Raw genomic sequence first — 20,456 nt, 5'->3', positions numbered from 1 at the left:
CTTGATCTTGATCTTGACTTTGATCTTGATCTTCGCGACTTCAGGAGGCCGTAGTGAGGGAACCCCGAAGCGCAGCGTAAGGGCCGGATGACGGGAGCATGCTTGCCATGAAAACCCACGAACAGCAAACAACTTCAAACTAACCCTGCCCAGGATCCCCCCACCGCCGCCGACTAAACTTAAGCCTAACCCGCAACCGCCGATGCTCATCCCCCTCAAGCGCATCACAAGGTATGCACTGACTGCGCCCCACCCAGCCCCCCACCGGCACAAACCTCAAGACCACCAGCGCCGGCAACGCCACACTGTCACGGCACAACCGCACCGCCCGCCACCCCTGCGCCCGGCTGAACACCCACCAGCCACGCCCGTCACGACGCAGCCCTACAACCGCATCCCCATGACTCAACAGAACGCGCCGCGGAACCACCCAGGCCCCATGGGCAACACACGCACAAATGACGCCCAGCCCCGCCCACCACGGCAGCGGGCCAAGCAAGGCGGCAAGCCACGCCAGCAACTGGCAGGTCAGGTAGGCCGCCAGCAGCAGGCGCGAGCCCTGCCACCGGCACTCGAAGCACTCACTTGGGCTGGACACGGTCCAGGATGATGCGGACCATGCGCTGCAGCTCCGGGTCCTCGGACTCGGTGCGCTCCATGAACCAGCCGAACATATCCTGGTCCTCGCAGCTCAGAAGACGCACGTACAGTTCACGGTCGGTTTCATTGAGGGTGGGGTAGACTTCCTGGGTGAATGGCACCAGCAGTACGTCCAGTTCCAGCATGCCCCGGCGGCTATGCCAGAAAAGCCGGTTGAGTTCAGTTTGTTCGACCATGGGGCCCTCCTCGAATGGCCCGCCAGTATACAGCCAGGTCATCGAAGCGACAGCGGGCGTTGGTCTAAGTCACCTACCTATTTTGTTACCAGCGTTCTATGATGGCCGACAGTCTTTAGCCACCGCGATGACCCATGGCCGATTCCGCTTTCTTCTGCCCACTGTCCCACGAGGGCATCCTCGCCGTCCGCGGCTCCGATGCAGGCAAGTTCCTGCAAGGCCAGCTGACCTGCAATATCAATTACCTCAACTCGGAATACGCCAGCCTTGGTGCCCGCTGCATGGTCAAAGGCCGCATGCAGTCCAGCTTCCGCATCCTGCCCGAGGGCAACGGCTACCTGCTGGCCATGGCCAGTGAGCTGCTGGACGCACAGCTGGCTGACCTGAAGAAATATGCGGTGTTCTCCAAAGCGACGCTGGCCGACGAAAGCGCCGAGTGGGCCCGTTTCGGCCTGGCCAATGGCGAGGCAGCACTGCAGTCGCTGGGCCTGGAAGTGCCGGGCACCGCGGGCAGTACGGTGCGTCACGAAGGCCTGATCGCCATTGCCGTTTCTACTGGCAGGGTCGAGCTGTGGGCGCCTGCGGGCATCGCCACCGAGGTTCACACCACCCTCGCCGCTGCGCTGCCGGAAGGCAACCTCAACGATTGGTTGCTGGGGCAGATCCGCGCCGGCATCGGCCAGGTGATGGGCCCTACCCGCGAGCTGTTCATTCCACAAATGATCAACCTGCAGGCCGTGGACGGCGTCAGTTTCAAGAAAGGCTGCTACACCGGCCAGGAAATCGTCGCCCGCATGCAGTACCTGGGCAAGCTCAAGCGCCGTCAGTACCGTGTGGCACTTGAGCAGCAGGTGGAGGTATCGCCTGGCGACCAGATCTTCTCCCCTACCCACGGTTCATCGGTGGGTGAGGTGGTACTGGCGGCCAGCACCGGCGCTGGCTGCGAACTGCTGGCAGTGATCGGGGCCGAGGCAGTCGAGGACGGCAACCTGCACCTGGGCAACCTGGAAGGCCCGCACCTGCACGTGCTGCCCCTGCCCTACGAACTGGACCGCGACCGGGAAATCCAGCGCTGAACAGCCCGCCCCGCCATCCCCGCGGGGCTGCTCCACCACTGCGGTAGATATGCCAATGAACAAGCTGGCCGAGATGGTCCAGGCACAGTTGCTGGATGCCATCGAAAAGGATGACCTGGTGCTGCCGACCCTGCCCGAGGTTGCCTTGAGCATCCGCGAGGCAGCGGAAGACAATGAAATCAGCGTGGCGGCGCTGAGCAAGGTGATCGGGCGCGATGCCGCCCTGTCAGCACGCCTGATCAAGGTGGTCAACAGCCCCCTGCTGCGCGCAGCGGTGGAAGTAACCGACCTGCATACCGCAATCACCCGCCTGGGCATCAACTACAGCTGCAACCTGGCCATTGGCCTTGTGATCGAGCAGATCTTCCATGCACGCGCCCCGGCGGTGGAGCAGAAACTGCGAGAAATCTGGGCCAACAGCCTGGAAGTGGCAGGTATCAGCTACGAAATTGCACGGCGCTACAGCCGCCTCAAGCCCGACCAGGCAGCCTTGGGCGGCCTGGTTCATCAGATTGGCGCGCTGCCGGTGCTGATCTACGCCGAGGAGCACAACGAGCTGCTCTCCGACCCGGTTTGCCTGCACTATGTCATCGAACAGATCCAGCCCGTGCTGGGCGACAAGATCCTCAAGGCCTGGGAGTTCCCCGAGCAACTGGTCAGGCTGCCCGGCCAGATCCAGGACCTGGACCGGCAGACCGCTGCCCTCGATTACATCGACGTGGTGCAGATTGCCCGCTGCATCAGCCAGCGCGGGCGGCAACGGCCGCTGGCTGCCCTGCCCGCCTATCGCCATCTGGGGTTACCCGTGGGGATCGAGTTGCAGGCCGACGAACTGACCGAAGCCCGCAGCCTGTTGCGCTGAGGCCAGGCCCTTATGGGCAGGCTAGTCGGCGATGAAGCTCACGCGCACCCGCAACCCGCCGTTGACGCCATCGTGCAGGCTGATCTGCGCCAGGTGGGCGCGGCAGATTTCGCCGACGATTGCCAAACCCAGCCCGCTGCCCTGAACACCGCGACGGTAGAAGCGCTCGAACACCCGCTCGCGTTCGTCCTCGGGAATGCCCGGCCCATCGTCCTCCACCTCCAGTACCGCCGGGGCAATGACCCGCAAAATGACGTTCCCCCCTGCTGGCGTGTGCGCCAAGGCGTTGTCCACCAGGTTGCTGAGCAGCTCGTTGAGCAGCGTGGGCTCGCCTTTCAGCCACACCGGTGCCTGGGCTTCAAGCGCCAGGGCTACACCACGGTTATGCGCCAGTGGCGCCATGGCCATGCCCAGTTCGCGCGCCAGCTGGCTGAGGTCCAGGCGCTGGGCGCCACCCTCGGCGATTGCCCGCGCGCCGTTTTCCACCCGCGCCATCGACAGCAGCTGGTTGGCCAGGTGGGTCAGGCGGTCAGTACCCTGTGCGGCGGTTTCCAGGGTTTGGCGCCACACCTGCGGGTCGCTGGAGCGCAGCCCCAGTTCCACTCGCGCTTTCAGGGCGGCCAACGGCGTGCGCAACTCGTGGGCGGCGTCGGCGATGAACTGTGCCTGGCGTTCGAACTGGCGTCGCAGGCGTTCGGTAAAGTGGTTCAAGGCCCCTACCAGCGGGCCCAATTCACGCTGCACCTGCACCACCGGCAGCGGGCGCAGGTCGTCCGGCTGGCGCTCCTCGACCGCCGTGCGCAAGCGCTCCAGCGGCCGCAGGGCCGCGCTGACAGCGAACCAGACCATCACCAGCGCACCCAGCGCCAGCATGCCCAGGCGCAGCAACGTATCAGCCATCAGGCCGCGGGCCATGCTCACCCGCGCTTCGTCGGTTTCGGCCACGCGAATCTCTGCCATACCGTTCATGTTGGGCTCGCTCACCGCCTTCAGCAGGCTGACCACACGCACGTTCTGGCCCAGGTAGGTGGCGTCGTAGAACCGCGCCAACGCCGGGTAGTCGTCGGTGCGTGGCGTGCCCGGCGGCGGTGGCGGCAGCTTTTCGTAACCGGAGATCAGGCGCTGCTTGATGTCCAGCACCTGGTAGTAGATACGGCCAGCGCTGTCGTAGGCGAAGGTGTCCAGTGCCACATACGGCACATCCGCGCTCAGCGAGCCGTCGCGCTGGGACAGCCCTGCGGCAATGGTCCGCGCCGAGGCCAACAAGGTGCGGTCGTAGGCGGTATCGGCGGCTTCGCGGCCGTTCCAGTAGGCGCTCAAACCGCTGGCCAGCATCAGCACCACCAGCAACAGGGCCAGGTTGCCCAGCAAACGCCCCCGCAGGCTGACATTGTCACGCATCGCGATGCTCGAGCAGATAACCCAGGCCGCGGAAGGTAACGATCGCCACCGGGTGGCCATCGAGCTTCTTGCGCAGCCGGTGGATGTAGATTTCGATGGCATCCGGGCTGGCTTCTTCGTCCAGGCCGAATACCTGGGCAGCCAGCTGCTCCTTGCTCATCACCCGCCCGGGCCTGGCGATCAGTGCTTGCAGCACGCTCTGCTCGCGCGACGTCAACGCCAGGGTGTCGTCACCCAGGCTGAAGCGGCGGGTGTCCAGGTCATACACCAGCGGGCCGCAGCGTTGCTGGCGCTCACCACCCAGCACACTGCGCCGCAGCAGCGCCTTTACCCGCGCCTCCAGCTCGGTCAGTTCAAAGGGCTTGGCCAGGTAGTCATCGGCCCCCAGGTTAAGGCCGTGGACGCGGTCCTTGACGTCGCTGCGGGCGGTCAGCATCAACACTGGCAAAGTCTTGCCACGCCCACGCAGGCGGGCCAGCACCTCGAAGCCGTCCAGGCGCGGAAGGCCGACGTCCAGTATGGCGACGGCATAGTCCTCGCTGGCCAGCGCCAGGTCGGCAGCCACCCCGTCATGCAATACATCCACGGTCAGGCCAAGGCTTTTCAAAGCCTGGGCCACGCTGTCGGCCAACTGCAGATGGTCTTCAACCAGCAACACACGCATCGGTTCATGCCTCTCGGGTGGGGCGGTGGCGCGGAGTGTACCGCTGTCGGGCCGCCTGTGAAGCCCTTGCCGACAAACCTTTCACACTGAAAGGTTAGCGAAAGGTTCGTTACCTAGCATCGCACCACGGTCGCGCCAAGCGCCGAAAAAAGCACCAGCAAGGTGCAACAAATAAGAACAATAAACGGAGCCGAACACGATGCTGTCATCGCAGCCGCAGGCATTTGCGCCTACCCGTTCCTTTGCCACACGGCCCAACGCCATCGCCAGCGCACTTGCGCTCGCCGGGGTCGCCCCTATAAGCCAGGCCGCCTTCATCGAAGACAGCACGGCCACCTTCGAAACCCGCAACATGTATTTCAATCGCGATTTTCGCGATGGCACCAGCGCGCAGCAGTCCAAGCGTGATGAATGGGCCCAAGGTTTCATCCTCAATTTCGAATCCGGCTATACCGACGGCACCGTAGGCTTCGGCGTGGATGCGCTGGGCATGCTCGGCATCAAGCTCGATTCGAGCCCCGACCGCGCCGGCAGCGGCCTGCTGCCCACCCACGACGATGGCAGGGCTGCCGATGAGTACTCCAAGCTGGGCCTGACCGCCAAGGCGAAGATCTCCCAGACCGAGCTCAAGATCGGCACGCTGATCCCCGAGTTGCCCACCCTGCGCCCCAACGACGGGCGCATCCTGCCGCAAACCTTCGAAGGTGGCCTGCTGACCTCCCGCGAGTTCAAGGGCCTGACCTTCACCGGTGGCCGCCTGGACAAAGCCAAGGACCGCAACGACACCAACTGGGAAGACCTGGCACTGAACAACAAGAATGGCCGCTTCGGTGGCACGTTCAGCGCAGACAACCTGACCCTGGCGGGCCTGGACTACCAGTTCACCGACCGTATCACCGGCAGCTACCACTTCGCCCAGCTCGACGATATCTACCGCCAGCACTTCATCGGCATGCTCGCCACCCAGCCATGGGGTCCCGGCACCGTCGGCGTAGACCTGCGCCTGGCGCTGAGCGATGACGCTGGCGCTGCCAAGGCCGGCACTATCGACAACACCACCTTCAGCAGCCTGTTCAGCTACGCGCTGGGCGGGCACAAGGTGAGTGCCGGCTGGCAGCAGTTGTCGGGTGACAGCGCATTCCCCTACGTGGATGGCGCCGACCCTTACCTGGTCAACTTCGTCCAGATCAACGACTTCGCCAATGCCGACGAGCGTTCCTGGCAGGCCCGTTACGACTACAACTTCGCAGCGCTCGGTGTACCCGGCCTGACCTTCATGACCCGCTACATCAACGGCGACAATGTCAGCCGCGCCAGCGGGGGCGAAGGCAAGGAATGGGAGCGCAACACCGAGCTGAAGTACGTGGTGCAGAGCGGCCCGTTGAAGAACGTCGCAGTACGCCTGCGAAATGCCACCTTCCGCTCCAACTTTGCCCGCGACGCTGACGAAGTGCGCCTGCTGGTGAGCTACAGCGTGGCCCTGTGGTAACCCGATAACAACAATGCCTACGGAGATACACCATGACCTTCTCACTGCGCCGCATCGTCCTTGCAACCGGCTGCCTGCTGCTGGCAGGCAACGCCCTGGCCGCCGAACCCAAACGCCCTGAATGCATCGCCCCTGCCTCGCCAGGCGGCGGTTTCGACCTGACCTGCAAGCTGGTGCAAAGCGCCCTGGTGCAGGAAAAGATCCTCAGCAAGCCCATGCGCGTCACCTACATGCCGGGCGGTGTCGGCGCGGTAGCCTACAACGCCGTGGTCGCCCAGCGCCCGGCCGATGCGGGCACCCTGGTGGCCTGGTCCAGTGGCTCGCTGCTGAACCTGGCCCAGGGCAAGTTCGGCCGCTTCGACGAGAACGCGGTGAAATGGCTGGCGGCCGTGGGCACCAGCTACGGCGCCATCGCGGTGAAGAACGACTCGCCCTACAAAACCCTGGATGACCTGGTCGCCGCACTGAAAAAAGACCCGAGCAAAGTGGTGATCGGCTCGGGGGGCACCGTCGGCAGCCAGGACTGGATGCAGACGGCGCTGATCGCCAAGGCCGCCGGTATCAACCCGCGTGACCTGCGCTACGTGGCCCTGGAGGGCGGTGGCGAGATTGCCACGGCGCTGCTGGGTGGCCACATCCAGGTCGGCTCGACCGATATCTCCGACTCCATGCCGCACATCCAGAGCGGCAACATGCGCATCCTCGCGGTGTTCTCGGAAAAGCGCCTGGACGAACCAGAAATGAAGGACATCCCCACCGCCAAGGAACAGGGCTACGACATCGTCTGGCCAGTGGTGCGCGGCTTCTACCTGGGGCCAAAGGTGAGCGACGAGGACTACGCCTGGTGGAAGGCATCGTTCGACAACATGCTGGCCTCGGAAGACTTCGCCAAGTTGCGTGACCAGCGTGAGCTGTTCCCGTTTGCCATGACGGGTGAAGAGCTGGACGTGTATGTGAAGAAACAGGTGGCCGACTACAAGTCACTGGCCAGGGAATTCGGCCTGATCCAGTAACCCATCACGCCCCTTCACCGCCCCCTGTGGGGGCGGCGACCCGCCGCTCTCACACATGAGGACTCTGTCATGATCCTTCAACGCATCTTCGCCCTGGTGCTGCTGGCGGTTTGCGCCGCCCTGGCCGTAATGGCCTGGCCCTACCAGGCGGCGTTTTCCTATGAGCCGGTAGGCCCACGCGCCTACCCGCTGCTGATGCTCGGCCTGATGAGCCTGGGCCTGCTGTACCTGGCCATCCGCCCCACTCCCATCGTACGCAAGGATGACGAACCGGAACTGGACCGAGAAACCCTGACCAAGATCGCAGCCTGTATCGGCTTGCTGCTGGTCTTCGCGGCCACCTTCGAATCGCTGGGCTTCATTCTCAGCGCCATCCTGGCCGGCGTACCCATGGCCCGGCTGTATGGCGGCCGCTGGCTGCACAGTGTTGTCGTGGTGGTCGGCATGAGCGTGTTCCTCTACTGGCTGTTCGACCGCGTCATGGACGTGCCCCTGCCCCTTGGCCTGCTGAGCGTACTGGAGAACTGACACATGGATACCTTGAGCTACCTGGGCCAGGGCTTCGGCGTCGCCCTGTCCCCCTACAACCTGGTTACCGCCCTGTCCGGCACGCTGATCGGCACCGTGGTCGGCCTGCTGCCGGGCCTGGGCCCGATCAATGGCGTGGCGCTGCTCATCCCCATTGCCTTCGCACTGGGGCTGCCACCGGAGTCGGCCCTGATTCTGCTGGCGGCGGTGTACCTGGGCTGCGAGTACGGCGGCCGCATCAGCTCGATTCTGCTGAACATCCCTGGTGAAGCATCGACCGTGATGACCACCCTCGATGGCTACCCCATGGCCCGCCAGGGCCTGGCCGGCGTTGCACTGTCGCTGTCGGCCTGGAGCTCGTTCATCGGTGCCTTCATCGCCACCTGCGGCATGGTGCTGTTCGCACCACTGCTGGCGAAATGGGCGATTGCCTTCGGCCCTGCGGAATACTTCGTGCTGATGGTGTTCGCCATTGTCGCCCTGGGCGGCATGGCAGGCGACAAACCGCTGAAAACCTTCATCGCGGCCCTGATCGGCCTGTTCCTTTCGGCAGTGGGTATCGACGCCAACAGCGGCGTGTACCGCTTCACCGGTGACAGTGTGCACCTGGCCGATGGCATCCAGTTCGTGGTGCTGGTACTGGGCCTGTTCTCGGTCAGCGAAATTCTGCTGCTGCTGGAAAAGACCCACCATGGCCACCAGGCGATCAAGGCCACCGGGCGCATGCTGTTCAACTTCAAGGAAGCGGCCTCGGTGTTCGTGGTGAACATTCGCTGTGGCCTGCTGGGCTTCATCATGGGCGTGCTGCCAGGTGCAGGGGCCACCCTGGCCAGTGCCGTGGCCTACATGACCGAGAAGCGCATCGCCGGCACCAGCGGCAACTTCGGCAAGGGTGATGCCCGTGGCCTGGCGGCCCCGGAAACGGCCATCGGCGCCTCCTGCTGCGGCGCGCTGGTGCCGATGCTGACCCTGGGTGTACCTGGCTCAGGCACCACTGCGGTGATGATCGGTGCACTGACCCTGTACAACATCACCCCAGGCCCGTTGCTGTTCGAACAGCAGCCGGACATCGTCTGGGGCCTGATCGCGTCCCTGTTCATTGCCAACATCATGCTGGTGATCCTGAACATCCCGATGATCCGCATCTTCACCCGCATCCTGGCCGTCCCGAACTGGGCGCTGGTACCGGTGATCGCCATCATCACCGCCATCGGCGTGTACGCCGTGCATGCCACGACGTTCGACCTGTTCCTGATGGTCGGTATCGGCATCATGGGCTATATCCTGCGCAAGCTGGACTTCCCGCTGTCGCCAATCCTGCTGGGCTTCATCCTAGGTGGCCTGATGGAGCAGAACCTGCGCCGGGCGCTGTCGATCTCCAACGGTGAACTGGGCATCCTCTGGTCCAGCCCGATCAGCATGGGCGTCTGGGCGCTGGTTGCGATGATGCTGGCACTGCCGCTGTTGCGCATCTGGCGCAAACGCAGCCAGCAACGTCGGGCGATGGCCGATGCCTGATAGCCGTTCGCCGCTGTACTGGGCAACCGGGCTGGTCGGCCTTGCGGGCGGTTTCATCGCCAGCAAGGTCGGCTGGCCTTTGCCGTGGATGGTGGGCTCGTTGCTGGCGATCATCGCCGTGCGCTGCCTCACCCCCTGGCAACTGCCGGAAATACCCAATGGCCGGCGCTGCGGCCAATGCATCATCGGCATTGGTATCGGCCTGCATTTCACCCCCGCCATCATCGAACAGGTGGCCAGCCACTTCGTATTGATCTTCTTCGGCGCCTTGCTCACCACCTTGTCCAGTGTCATCGGCGTATGGCTACTGAGGCGCTCTGGCGAGGACCGCGCAACAGCGTTCTTTGCCAGCATGCCGGGCGGGTCGGGGGAAATGGTCAACCTGGGTGCGCGCAATGGTGCGGTACTCAGCCAGGTGGCTGCGGCGCAGAGCCTGCGGGTACTGGCGGTGGTGCTGTGCGTACCGGCGCTGTTCAAGTGGCTGCTGGGTGACGGGGTGGCACTGAACCACAGCGCCAGCGTGAGCTGGGGCTGGCTGGCGCTGATCGTACCCATGGGGGTGGCCGTTGCCTGGCTGTGGCAGCGCCTGCGCCAGCCTAACCCGTGGCTGTTCGGGCCGCTGCTGGTCGCGGCCAGCGTTTGCCTGGCAGCCAACCTGCAGATCGCCTTGCCCAACGGCGGCAGCCAAATCGGCCAGTGGCTGATCGGCAGCGGCCTGGCCTGCCATTTCAATCGCGCGTTCTTCCGCCGTGCACCGGCGTTTCTCGCCCGCACCCTGGTGGCCACCGCCCTGTGCATGTTCATTGCTGGCAGCGCCGCCTGGGCGCTCAGCCTGATTACCGCGCTGGACCTGCGCTCGCTGACGCTGGGCATGATGCCGGGCGGCATTGCCGAGATGAGCCTCACGGCAGAAACCCTGCAGCTGTCGGTGCCGCTGGTCACGGCGCTGCAGGTGATGCGGCTGCTGTTCGTGCTGTTTCTGGCCGAGCCGTTGTTCCGCTACTGGGTGAAAGCGCCGGCGTAGCCGGCGGCTGCCCTAAAGCGGTGGCAAGGCCCAGTCGACAGGGGCCAGCCCGCGCTGCTCGAGGAAGCTGTTGGTGCGGCTGAAATGCCCGCAACCCAGGAACCCACGGTAGGCCGACAGTGGCGAGGGGTGCACCGATTTGAGCACCAGGTGCTTGGTGCCGTCGATCAGCTTCTGCTTGCTCTGCGCATGGGAGCCCCACAGCAGGAACACCACATGCTGGCAGCGCTCGCTGACCAGTTCGATGATGCGGTCGGTAAAGAACTCCCACCCCTTTTTGGCATGCGAGGCAGCATTGGCCCGCTCCACGGTCATGGTGGTGTTGAGCAGCAGCACGCCTTGGTCTGCCCAGCTTTGCAGGTAGCCATGGCTGGGGATAGGGATGTTCAGGTCGCGGTGCAGCTCCTTGTAGATGTTCACCAGCGACGGCGGCGTCGCCACACCCGGCTGCACCGAGAAGCACAGACCGTGGGCCTGCCCAGGGCCGTGGTACGGGTCCTGGCCAAGGATCACCACCTTGACCTTGTCCAGGGGCGTGGAATTCAGCGCGTTGAAGATCAGCGGGCCAGGCGGGAAGATCTGCTTGCCGGCTGCGTACTCACTGCGCAGAAACGCTCGCAGCTGGTGCATGTAGGGCTGGTCGAACTCGGCACGCAGTGCAGCTTTCCAGCTGGGTTCGAGTTTGATGCGATCGTCGTCAGTCATGGGGCCACCCGTAATCAATGGCGCGACACTAGGTGCGCGATGAGTGCTTGTCAAACCCTCCGACCGCCAACCGGCATGATCGGTCAGCCGGGCCATACTTGTGCGGTAACCTGACGAGGTGAGCCATGACCATTCGTTGCGAACTACACACCGGTGTCGACGGCGCGCGCATCGCTATCGCCACCCTCGATGCCCCCATGGCGCTCAATGCCCTGACCCTGCCCATGATCGAAGTACTCGGCGAGCAGTTGCATGCCTGGGCCCAGGACCCTGGGGTGGCCTGCGTATTGCTGCGCGGTAATGGCGCCAAGGCGTTTTGCGCAGGCGGCGACGTTCGGGCCCTGGCCCAGGCCTGCAGCAACCAGCCAGGCCGCGTCCCCCACCTGGCGGCAACCTTTTTCGCGGCCGAGTACCGCCTGGACTTTACCCTGCACACCTACCCAAAGCCCCTGCTGTGTTGGGGCCATGGCCACGTGCTGGGTGGCGGGATGGGGCTGCTGCAAGGGGCCAATGTGCGTATCGTCACCCCCAGCAGCCGCCTGGCTATGCCAGAGATAAGCATCGGCCTGTACCCGGACGTGGGCGCCAGCTGGTTTCTCGCCCGTTTGCCCGGCCGGCTCGGGTTGTTCCTGGGGCTCACCGGCGCCCCGCTGAACGCTAGGGATGCCCTCGATCTGGGGCTGGCTGATCGTTTCCTTGGCGAACAACAGCAGGCTGGGCTGGTCGACGAACTGCTGCAGCTGAACTGGCAGGAGCAAACCGCACTGCAACTCAACAGCCTGCTCAAGGCCGAGGAGCACCGCGCCTGCAGCCAATTGCCGCCGGCGCAATGGCTGCCACGCCGGCAGCTGATCGACCGCGTGCTGGATGTCACGGACGCAAGCGCCGCCTGGCATGCTTTGAGTGCATTGCGCCAGCACGACGACCCGCTGCTGGCGTCGGCCGCCGAGCGCATGCAGGGGGGGTGCCCACTCACGGCCCACCTGGTGTGGGAACAGATCCATCGCGCCCGCCACCTGTCACTGGCGCAGGTATTCCAGATGGAATACGCCATGAGCCTGAATTGCTGTCGTCATCCTGAGTTCGGCGAAGGCGTGCGCGCCCGCTTGCTGGACAAGGACAACCAGCCACGCTGGCACTGGCCGGATGTGGCCCAGGTGCCTCAGGCGGTGGTGCAGGCTCACTTTGCCAAGGCCTGGGAGGGCCGCCACCCACTGGCAGACCTGGGGTAGCCCCTGTGCGTTATGCCGCCGCGATCAGGGCCTGCGACTGCGCGGGTCCCCCCAACCGTTCGAATGCCAGCGGTCAGGCTGGTAACGCGGGCCGCGGTCGCGGTAGTCATGCCGGTCGCGGTCGCGACCGTAGTCATAGCGCTGGCGGTTGGCATAGTCGTAGCGCGGGTTGCCGTGCCAGCGGTCCACCCCAGGTGGCACAGGCCGGTAAACCGGTACGGGCGGCGCGTAGTAGCGTGGCCCAGGCTGATAGTAGTAACGGGGCTGGGGCGCCACATAGTAACGGTCATAGCGGTAGTAACCCGGCGCGTAACCAGGAGACGCATAGCGGTCAGTGACGTAATAGTCCGTGCGGTAGTAGGCAGAGCGCCCCGAGTAAGGAACGCAGGCACTCACCGTCAGCCCCACGAGGGCAAGCAACAGAATTCGATAGGACATAGGCGGCCTCCTGGACCGCAGGGATGCTCGGGCAGCGACGCTGGCGAGCGCCAACCCGGCATGCGTGGGCTGGCAATGAGTAAGACAGCGCCAAGGGCGTGCAGTGCGCTGCCTGCAATAAATTGATACACGTGGGCAAACCCTGGAAAAACATGCGGCCATTTGTCGCCCAGGCCACTAGAATAGCCGGCTTGGCACACATCATGGGAAGATCATGCCCTCACGTTCCGCCCTGTTATCGCAGCGTTCGCTGATTGCGGCCCTGTTGATACTGCTGGCCTGCGGTTTTATCGCCACCTCGCTGCTCAGCTACTTTTCATCGCGCAGCGCCATCCGTGACGGCATCATCAACACCGAGTTACCGCTCACCTCCGACACGGTGTACTCGGAAATCCAGAAAGACCTGATCCGCCCGGTGCTCATCGCCTCGATGATGGCCCAGGACACCTTCCTGCGTGACTGGGTGCTGTCTGGTGAACAAGACACAGACCGTATCACGCGCTACCTGGGCGAAGTGATGGGCAAGCAGGACACCTTCACCTCATTCTTCGTCTCGGACCGCACCCTGACTTATTACCAGGCCAAGGGTGTGCTCAAGCAGGTGCAACCGCAGGCCTGGCGTGATGCCTGGTACTTTCGCCTGCGGGATCTCAAGGCGCCCTATGAGATCAACGTCGACCTGGACATGGCTAACCAGGACAGCCTGACCGTGTTCATCAATTACCAGGTGCATGATTACCAGCAGCAGTTCATCGGTGCGGCCGGCGTCGGGCTCAGCGTGTCTTCGGTGGTAAAGCTGATCGACCAGTATCAGCGTCGTTATCAGCGTGCGGTGATGTTCGTCGATGCCAAGGGCAAGGTGTTGCTCACTGGGTCTGAAGGCGGCCCGCGCGGCGTGCGGGTGGGGCAGTCGCTCAGCGATAACACCGACCTTGATGACGCACGGGCAGGCCAACCGGTGCCGGGTGAAGGTAGCCACGACTACCGTGACGCCGATGGCCACAGCCATTTCCTCAACGTGCGGCACCTGCCGGAGCTGGACTGGTACCTGCTGGTGGACAAACGCGAGACCGGCGCGCTGGACCGCATCCGCCATTCGCTTTACCTGAACCTGGCCATCTGCGCCATGATCACCCTGGTGGTCGTGGCGCTGGTGCATGCCATGGTGCGCCGCCACCACGCCAGCATCGAGGCCCTGGCCACCCTCGACAGCCTCACGGGCCTGCCCAACCGCCGCAGTTTCGACCTGCTGGCCGCCCAGGCACTGCGCGAAGCCCAGCGCGACGGCAGCCCGCTGGTGGCGCTACTGATCGACCTTGACCACTTCAAGGCCCTGAATGACACCTACGGCCACCTGGCGGGCGACGAAGTGCTGCGCCAGTTCGCCAATGTGCTGCAGGGCAGCCTGCGCGAGTCGGATATACTGTGCCGCTGGGGCGGTGAGGAATTCATCGTCCTGCTCCGTGAAGCCGAAGGCCGGCAGGCCATCGAGGTCGCCGAAAAAATCCGCAGGCGCGCCGAGCAACTGACATTCAGCTACGAGGACCAGCCCCTGCGCCTGACCACCAGCATCGGCGTCAGCAACCTGCGGCAAAACGACACCTTGCACACCTTGCTGACCCGCGCCGACAGCGCCCTGTACCGTGCCAAACAGGCTGGCCGCAACCGCGTCTGCAGTGAACTGCACAATGAATGACAACCAACATTGCCCTGCGTGCGGCGCCCTCAACCAGTGCAGCCTGGCCGACCCACGCAGCGCCACCCAGGCCTGCTGGTGTTACAGCGCCCGCATCGACCCCGCCGTCATCCAGGCGCTGCCCGCCGAGCTGCGCGGCAAAGCCTGCCTGTGCCCACGCTGCGCAGCCGTCGAGGCGCAACTGCCACCCGCCCCGGTCAACTGACAGCCATGCGCCTTGACCGTTTTCTTGCCAACCTGCCCAACTACAACCGCCAGCAAGTACGCATGCTGCTGGCCCAGCAGCGCGTGCGCGTGGATGGGCAGGTGGTCAGCGACCCCTTGGCACAGGTGCGCGAATTCAGCCATGTGGCGCTGGATAACGCGGTGCTCCAGGCAGGCTACCCCGCGCGCTACCTGATGCTGCACAAGCCAGCCGGTTGCGTCAGTGCCACCCACGACCCGCAACACCCCACTGTGCTCGACCTGCTGCCCGCCGAGGCGCGGCACGGCCTGCACATTGCCGGGCGGCTGGACTTCAACACCACCGGCCTGATGCTCCTCACCAACGATGGGCAATGGTCGCGCCGGCTTACCCAGCCGGCCACCAAGTTGCCCAAGCACTACCTGGTCGACACCGAAGACGAGATCGGCCAGCACTACGTCGCCAAGTTTCTCGAGGGTTTTCATTTCGCCTTCGAAGGCCTCGTCACCCAACCCGCCCAGCTGCACATTCTGGGGCCGCGCCAGGCGCGGCTGGCCATCGTCGAGGGGCGTTATCACCAGGTCAAGCGCATGTTCGGCTTCTACAACAACAAGGTGGTGAAGCTGCACCGTGAGCGCATGGGTGCCATTGCGCTGGACCCGGCGCTGGCACCTGGCGCTTTTCGCGCACTGACGGCCGAGGAAATCGCTGCGGTCTGATTTGGCTGACCAACGGCAAGCAACCGCCCGACGCAGGGCGCTGCTTTCCCCCGAACGGCACTTGCGCGAACCCGGCGGCGCTGCTTGAATCCACTGCGTCAGTCTGCATGTGACTGGATAGTCATATCTGCACGGCCGACACCTGTCTGCTGGCCACCCAGGGTCTCGATGCCTTGGGGCACAACAGATTGCCCGCCATAACAACACCGTCGACACACGTGCCAAAGGATCGACACGGGGCCCGGTTTCTCTTCAGGCAGATGCCTACCTGTCATAAAAAACGTGCACTTTAGGTGACGCGAATACCCTTTTTGCGCCAGGAGTCGATGACATGAGGCCAGAAATCGCTGTACTTGATATTCAAGGTCAGTATCGGGTTTACACGGAGTTCTATCGCGCGGACGCGGCCGAGAAAACGATCATCCTGATCAACGGCTCGCTTGCCACCACGGCCTCGTTTGCCCAGACCGTACGCAACCTGCACCCGCAGTTCAACGTGGTGCTGTTCGACCAGCCCTACGCCGGCAAATCCAAGCCGCACAACCGTCAGGAAAGGCTGATCAGCAAGGAAACCGAAGCCCATATTCTCCTGGAACTGATCGACCACTTCCAGGCCGACCATGTGATGTCGTTTTCATGGGGTGGCGCCAGCACCCTGCTGGCGCTGGCGCATCAGCCGCGTCGGGTGAAAAAGGCCGTCGTCAGTTCGTTCTCACCGGTGATCAACGAACCGATGCACGACTACCTCAGCCGCGGCAGCCAGTACCTCGCCGCCTGCGACCGCTACCAAGTAGGCAACCTGGTCAACGACACCATTGGCAAGCACCTGCCGTCGCTGTTCAAACGCTTCAACTACCGGCACGTCAGCAGCCTGGACAGCCATGAATACGCGCAGATGCACTTCCATATCAACGAAGTGCTGCAGCACGACCTGGAGCGGGCCCTGAGCCGCGCGCGCAACATCGACATTCCGGTGCTGTTCGTCAACGGCGAGCGCGATGAGTACACCACCGTGGCGGATGCACGGCAGTTTGCCAGGCATGTCGGCACATGCCAGTTCAGCGCGATTCGCGACGCCGGCCACTTTCTGGACATGGAGCACAAGGCCGCCTGCGAGGATACCCGCGCCGTGCTGCTGGGCTTCCTGAAACCAGACGTGCGAGAAAAGCGCCCGCGTTATCAGGCAGCAGCTCAAGGGCAGCATGCATTGGCCATGTGACGGGCATCACACCCTGTAGCCACAACCGTGGAGGTTGCAGGGTGATGCTAGATTTTTTATAACGTGGGCTTCTAATTTACCCCGGGTTCTGGTAAAAAGTGCAGCTCAGACGCGGGTATAGTTTAGTGGCAAAACGAAAGCTTCCCAAGCTTTAGTTGAGGGTTCGATTCCCTCTACCCGCTCCACCTCAAGCTTCCCAAAGCTTCCGCACGTCGCCCCGCAGTCTTCCCCTCCAGTATTACTGTATGCAAAGCCCGGCTCGGCTTCCTATAGCGTTGCCTCTGTTCGCCTGGATCAATACTCGATAATGCATCCTGAAGCGCTACGGGATCGGCTTGATGCTTATCGATTTGGTGTAGAACCTGTGAATCGTTAACGTTTTAGCTCGTTCGTTAAAGGAATCCCACCATGCAGGTTGGTTTCAAGGCTCTTGCCGCCCGGCATGGCATCGCGCTGGTACAGCCTCTGCGCGAGTCGCATCAGCCGTGACACTGGCAACCCAATCGAGCATCAATATCCGCCGCACTACTGGCCAACGGACGACTTCGCTGGCCATTTCGAGTCTGGCGTCAAATACGAAGAGGTCCACCTGGAATTTTTCGCGCGGTTATTTGCCGTGGTAGGCCCAAAACCGGCATTTGAAGAGGGGAGAACCAGCGGCGGCCTTGACTGAGGTTATGGCCATTTGCCTGCCAATCCGCTTCAATGCGCAACTGGTCTGTGACACACCCTGAAAGGACTCCCCATGGCGCTTTCCCGTTGGCTGCCTGGCCTCGCCAACCTGCTGCATTACCGCCGCGAATGGTTTCACGCTGACCTGCAAGCCGGGCTCTCGGTGGCGGCCATCCAGATTCCCATTGCCATTGCCTATGCGCAGATCGTCGGCCTGCCGCCGCAGTACGGCTTGTATGCCTGCGTACTGCCCATGATGGTGTATGCGCTGATTGGCAGTTCGCGGCAGTTGATGGTGGGCCCGGATGCGGCCACCTGCGCGATGATCGCTGGCGCAGTGGCGCCGCTGGCCATGGGCAACCCGCAACGGCTGGCTGAGCTGTCGGTCATCATCACCTTGCTGGTCGGGGTGATGCTGATCGCCGCTGGGCTGGCACGGGCGGGCTTCATTGCCAGCTTCTTTTCACGGCCCATCCTGATCGGTTACCTCAATGGTATCGGCCTGAGCCTGATCGCCGGGCAGCTGTCCAAGGTCGTGGGGTTCAGCATCGAGGGTGACGGCTTCATCCTGAGCCTGATCAACTTCCTGCAGCGGCTGGGCGAAATCCACTGGCTCACGCTGATCATCGGGCTGGCCGCACTGGGGTTGCTGATCTGGCTGCCGCGCCGCTACCCTCGTCTGCCCGCCGCACTCACCGTGGTGGCGCTGTTCATGCTGCTGGTGGGGCTGTTAGGGCTGGACCGCTTCGGCGTTGCCATTCTGGGCCCGGTGCCTGCAGGCATGCCACAACTGGCCTGGCCGCACAGCAACCTGGCCGAGATGAAAAGCCTGCTGCGTGATGCCCTGGGTATCGCCACCGTGAGTTTCTGCAGTGCCATGCTCACCGCCCGCAGCTTTGCTGCCCGGCATGGGTATGCCATCAATGCCAACCACGAGTTCGTGGCATTGGGCGTCAGCAACCTGGCAGCCGGTGTTTCGCAAGGCTTTGCCATCAGCGGCGCCGATTCGCGCACCGCAGTCAACGACATGGTGGGTGGCAAGAGCCAGCTGGTAGGGGTTGTGGCTGCCCTGGTCATTGCCGCGATCCTGCTGTTCTTCACCGCGCCCATGGCGTGGATCCCCCAAGCCGCGCTAGGCGCCGTGCTGCTGATGGCCGGCTGGGGGCTGATCGATGTCAAGTCGCTTAAGCACATCCGCAAGCTGAGCCGCTTCGAATTCTGGCTATGCCTGCTGACCACAGCCGGCGTGCTGGGCCTGGGCGTGTTGCCCGGCATCGTGTTCGCCGTGACCCTGGCCATCTTGCGGCTGCTCTACACCATCTACCAACCCACCGATGCCGTGCTCGGGTGGCTGCCAGGCACAGAAGGCCAGGTGGACATTCGCAAACACAAGCAAGCGCGCACCGTGCCCGGGCTGGTGGTGTACCGCTTTGATGACGCGATTCTGTTTTTCAATGCTGACTACTTCAAGATGCGCCTGCTGGAGGCGGTTCACAGCCAACCGCAGCCCAAGGCTGTGCTGTTCGATGCCGAAGCGGTGACCAGCATTGATGTGAGCGGCATCGCAGCGCTGCGCGAAGCCCGCGACACCCTCGCCGCGCAAGGCATCCTGTTTGCCATTGCCCGGGCCCGTGGCACGTTCCTGCGCATGCTGGTGCGCTCGGGCCTGGCCAGGGAAATGGAAGACCGGCTGCTGTTCGGTTCGGTGCGGGCGGGCATCCGCGCCTACCGGGTATGGCGCAACAGAACCCGCCACGAGGAAGCACCAGCGGCAGGTACCCAACCGCTCGGCTAGGGCGTGGCATGTTAAAGTCCTGCCGTTCCCGCTTCGCCCAACGGACTTCAGCATGCCCGCACTCGACGCCACCCTCCTCCCCTGGCCAGACCTTGCCACCCAGCACCCTTGCGCTGCCTTGCTGGTGGGCAACGGCGCCAGCCGTGCGCTGTGGAAGCCATTCAGCTATTTCTCGCTCTACGAGCAAGCCCAGCGCGCCGGCCGCAAGAAAGGCCTGGCGATCAGCGACCAGGCACTGTTCAAGTCCTTGGGCACGGAGCTGTTCGAACCTGTGCTCAGCGCGCTCAATGCCACCGTGCGCACCAACGCTGCACTGGCCATCAATTCAACAGCGCCGCTGAACCGTTACTATTCGATCAAGGAAGCGCTGATCCACGCGGTGCGTACCGTGCACCTGCCATGGCCGCTGGTGCCCGCTGCCACATTGGCAACCCTGAACCAGGCCCTGCGCAGCTATTGCAGGGTGTACACCAGCAACTACGACCTGCTGTTGCCATGGGCCCTGCAGCACGCGCCCCAGGGCTTCGCCGAACTGTTCGACGAACAAGGCTTCTTCGATGTACGCCGCACAGCCTGCGAAGGCACCCGGGTACTGCACCTGCACGGCGGCATGCACTTGCTCAAGCTGCCCGACGGCACCACCCGGCAGCGCAGTGCCAGCAGCGCGGAGCTGCTCGAAGGCTTCGCCGTGAATACCCCCGGTGAGGTGCCCCTGTTCGTCAACGAAGACCGCAGCGACGAAAAACTGCGGGCCATCCGCAACTCGGATTACCTCAGTTGGTGCCTGGGGCAACTGGCTGGGGAGCAGGATGGGATCTGCCTGTTCGGGCAACACCTGGACAGCAGCGACCAGCACCTGCTGGACGCCATCCGCCAGGCCAGGCCCAAGCACCTGGCCATCGCCATACGGCCATTGGGGGAGGCTTCGGTGATCAACCAGAAGCGGCACTTCATGAGCCGCCTGGAGGGCTTGGCACACACACCGGTTTACTTCTTTGATGCCGCTACGCATCCATTGGGGCAAGCGGCGCTGGCGATTGATGTGCCCCGGGGGTTCGGTTGAGCGAGTTGGGTTCGCGAGTAGAACCGATCAGCCATTGCGCCAGTGTCCGCGGAAACAGAGATTCAGGCTCCAATCCGACCGGAGTGAAAGCCGGCTTGCCAGCGGTGGGGCTCTGTTTGTATTGGGATCAACCGCTTATCGAACGCTGCGAAGGGGCACCGGCTGCGCCGGTGCATCGCGAGCTTTGCTCGCTCCTACGCTTGTTTCGGGCCAATTAGGCCTGTGCCATTGGCGCGCGCACGCCTTGGCGCATGTCGCGGTACCGTGGCGTACAAACCAGGCGGTCGCGCGCGCCTGTCACAGGCGTGACTGGCCCGAAACA

Annotated in this window: 20 protein-coding genes, 1 tRNA gene and 2 pseudogenes; 16 read left to right on the top strand and 7 right to left on the bottom strand. The window is 63.7% G+C overall.

Annotation, left to right across the window (positions count from 1 at the left end):
* The 3 genes and pseudogenes from IAE36_RS23790 to IAE36_RS22045 form a co-directional block, all read right to left on the bottom strand.
* Positions 1–210: pseudogene (locus IAE36_RS23790) on the bottom strand (hypothetical protein); the annotation flags it as partial.
* Positions 140–598 (bottom strand): protein YgfX, encoded by a 459-nt coding sequence (locus IAE36_RS23785; protein ID WP_328822875.1) that lies wholly within the window; start codon positions 596–598, stop codon positions 140–142. The pseudogene IAE36_RS23790 and the gene IAE36_RS23785, both read right to left, overlap by 71 nt.
* Positions 582–836, bottom strand: a complete 255-nt coding sequence (locus IAE36_RS22045; protein ID WP_003252043.1) for an FAD assembly factor SdhE — start codon at positions 834–836, stop codon at positions 582–584. The genes IAE36_RS23785 and IAE36_RS22045 overlap by 17 nt, the downstream gene beginning before the upstream one ends.
* Before the next feature lie 134 nt (positions 837–970).
* Here IAE36_RS22045 and ygfZ point away from each other — a divergent pair, with 134 nt between their 5' ends.
* A complete protein-coding gene (gene ygfZ / locus IAE36_RS22040) occupies positions 971–1,912 on the top strand; it encodes a CAF17-like 4Fe-4S cluster assembly/insertion protein YgfZ (protein WP_201214744.1) in 942 nt (313 codons plus the stop codon).
* A gap of 55 nt (positions 1,913–1,967) precedes the next feature.
* The gene (locus IAE36_RS22035; RefSeq protein WP_028635070.1) at positions 1,968–2,774 is read left to right on the top strand and encodes an HDOD domain-containing protein; all 807 of its coding nucleotides are present in this window, start codon (positions 1,968–1,970) and stop codon (positions 2,772–2,774) included.
* Between the two features lie 21 nt (positions 2,775–2,795).
* Here IAE36_RS22035 and IAE36_RS22030 read toward each other — a convergent pair whose 3' ends face one another.
* Together IAE36_RS22030 and IAE36_RS22025 are read right to left on the bottom strand one after the other, a co-directional pair.
* The gene (locus IAE36_RS22030; protein WP_028635071.1) at positions 2,796–4,175 is read right to left on the bottom strand and encodes a sensor histidine kinase; all 1,380 of its coding nucleotides are present in this window, start codon (positions 4,173–4,175) and stop codon (positions 2,796–2,798) included.
* Positions 4,168–4,839 (bottom strand): response regulator, encoded by a 672-nt coding sequence (locus IAE36_RS22025; protein WP_028635072.1) that lies wholly within the window; start codon positions 4,837–4,839, stop codon positions 4,168–4,170. Before IAE36_RS22025 ends, IAE36_RS22030 begins: the two co-directional genes overlap by 8 nt.
* A gap of 199 nt (positions 4,840–5,038) precedes the next feature.
* On the opposite strand from IAE36_RS22025, the gene IAE36_RS22020 reads away from it, so the two are divergent.
* From IAE36_RS22020 to IAE36_RS22000, 5 genes are all read left to right on the top strand, one after another.
* Positions 5,039–6,328: an OprD family porin gene (locus IAE36_RS22020; protein ID WP_201214743.1), complete on the top strand. Its 1,290-nt coding sequence runs from the start codon at positions 5,039–5,041 to the stop codon at positions 6,326–6,328.
* Between the two features lie 32 nt (positions 6,329–6,360).
* Entirely contained in the window at positions 6,361–7,341 is a 981-nt protein-coding gene (locus IAE36_RS22015) for a Bug family tripartite tricarboxylate transporter substrate binding protein (protein WP_028635074.1), read from the top strand.
* A gap of 69 nt (positions 7,342–7,410) precedes the next feature.
* The gene (locus IAE36_RS22010; protein WP_028635075.1) at positions 7,411–7,869 is read left to right on the top strand and encodes a tripartite tricarboxylate transporter TctB family protein; all 459 of its coding nucleotides are present in this window, start codon (positions 7,411–7,413) and stop codon (positions 7,867–7,869) included.
* 3 nt (positions 7,870–7,872) lie between these two features.
* Positions 7,873–9,387: a tripartite tricarboxylate transporter permease gene (locus IAE36_RS22005; RefSeq protein ID WP_201164067.1), complete on the top strand. Its 1,515-nt coding sequence runs from the start codon at positions 7,873–7,875 to the stop codon at positions 9,385–9,387.
* Positions 9,380–10,411, top strand: coding sequence for an AbrB family transcriptional regulator (locus IAE36_RS22000; RefSeq protein ID WP_201214741.1), 1,032 nt, complete (start codon positions 9,380–9,382; stop codon positions 10,409–10,411). The genes IAE36_RS22005 and IAE36_RS22000 overlap by 8 nt, the downstream gene beginning before the upstream one ends.
* 12 nt (positions 10,412–10,423) lie before the next feature.
* Here IAE36_RS22000 and ung read toward each other — a convergent pair whose 3' ends face one another.
* Positions 10,424–11,116: a uracil-DNA glycosylase gene (ung, locus tag IAE36_RS21995; RefSeq protein ID WP_060483070.1), complete on the bottom strand. Its 693-nt coding sequence runs from the start codon at positions 11,114–11,116 to the stop codon at positions 10,424–10,426.
* 125 nt (positions 11,117–11,241) lie between these two features.
* Between ung and IAE36_RS21990 the strand changes: the two genes are divergently transcribed.
* A complete protein-coding gene (locus IAE36_RS21990; protein WP_201214739.1) occupies positions 11,242–12,348 on the top strand; it encodes an enoyl-CoA hydratase/isomerase family protein in 1,107 nt (368 codons plus the stop codon).
* Between the two features lie 24 nt (positions 12,349–12,372).
* On the opposite strand, the gene IAE36_RS21985 is transcribed toward IAE36_RS21990, so the two are convergent.
* A complete protein-coding gene (locus tag IAE36_RS21985; protein ID WP_201214737.1) occupies positions 12,373–12,786 on the bottom strand; it encodes a hypothetical protein in 414 nt (137 codons plus the stop codon).
* 214 nt (positions 12,787–13,000) lie between these two features.
* Between IAE36_RS21985 and IAE36_RS21980 the strand changes: the two genes are divergently transcribed.
* The 8 genes and pseudogenes from IAE36_RS21980 (at position 13,001) to IAE36_RS21950 (ending at position 20,134) form a co-directional block, all read left to right on the top strand.
* Positions 13,001–14,482 carry a sensor domain-containing diguanylate cyclase gene (locus tag IAE36_RS21980; protein ID WP_201214735.1) on the top strand — a complete coding sequence of 494 codons (1,482 nt, stop codon included), beginning with the start codon at positions 13,001–13,003 and terminating at the stop codon, positions 14,480–14,482.
* Positions 14,475–14,687 carry a cysteine-rich CWC family protein gene (locus IAE36_RS21975; RefSeq protein ID WP_201214733.1) on the top strand — a complete coding sequence of 71 codons (213 nt, stop codon included), beginning with the start codon at positions 14,475–14,477 and terminating at the stop codon, positions 14,685–14,687. Before IAE36_RS21980 ends, IAE36_RS21975 begins: the two co-directional genes overlap by 8 nt.
* Before the next feature lie 5 nt (positions 14,688–14,692).
* Positions 14,693–15,385 carry a pseudouridine synthase gene (locus IAE36_RS21970; RefSeq protein WP_201214732.1) on the top strand — a complete coding sequence of 231 codons (693 nt, stop codon included), beginning with the start codon at positions 14,693–14,695 and terminating at the stop codon, positions 15,383–15,385.
* A 331-nt stretch (positions 15,386–15,716) separates the two neighbouring features.
* Positions 15,717–16,604, top strand: coding sequence for an alpha/beta fold hydrolase (locus IAE36_RS21965; protein WP_201214730.1), 888 nt, complete (start codon positions 15,717–15,719; stop codon positions 16,602–16,604).
* A gap of 111 nt (positions 16,605–16,715) precedes the next feature.
* A tRNA-Gly gene (locus IAE36_RS21960) sits at positions 16,716–16,789 on the top strand.
* A 223-nt stretch (positions 16,790–17,012) separates the two neighbouring features.
* A pseudogene (locus IAE36_RS23780) lies at positions 17,013–17,238 on the top strand (Fic family protein); the annotation flags it as partial.
* 111 nt (positions 17,239–17,349) lie between these two features.
* Complete coding sequence (locus tag IAE36_RS21955; RefSeq protein ID WP_201214728.1) at positions 17,350–19,071, top strand: SulP family inorganic anion transporter; 1,722 nt, start codon at positions 17,350–17,352, stop codon at positions 19,069–19,071.
* Positions 19,072–19,123: 52 nt separating this feature from the next.
* Positions 19,124–20,134, top strand: coding sequence for a DUF4917 family protein (locus tag IAE36_RS21950; RefSeq protein ID WP_201214726.1), 1,011 nt, complete (start codon positions 19,124–19,126; stop codon positions 20,132–20,134).
* Positions 20,135–20,456 lie beyond the last annotated feature (322 nt).

This window comes from Pseudomonas sp. S36 (assembly GCF_016647875.1).
Classification (GTDB): Bacteria; Pseudomonadota; Gammaproteobacteria; order Pseudomonadales; family Pseudomonadaceae; genus Aquipseudomonas; species Aquipseudomonas parafulva.
The sequence above is the reverse complement of the archived record's forward strand: the minus strand, read 5'-3'. Positions and strand labels throughout refer to the sequence as shown.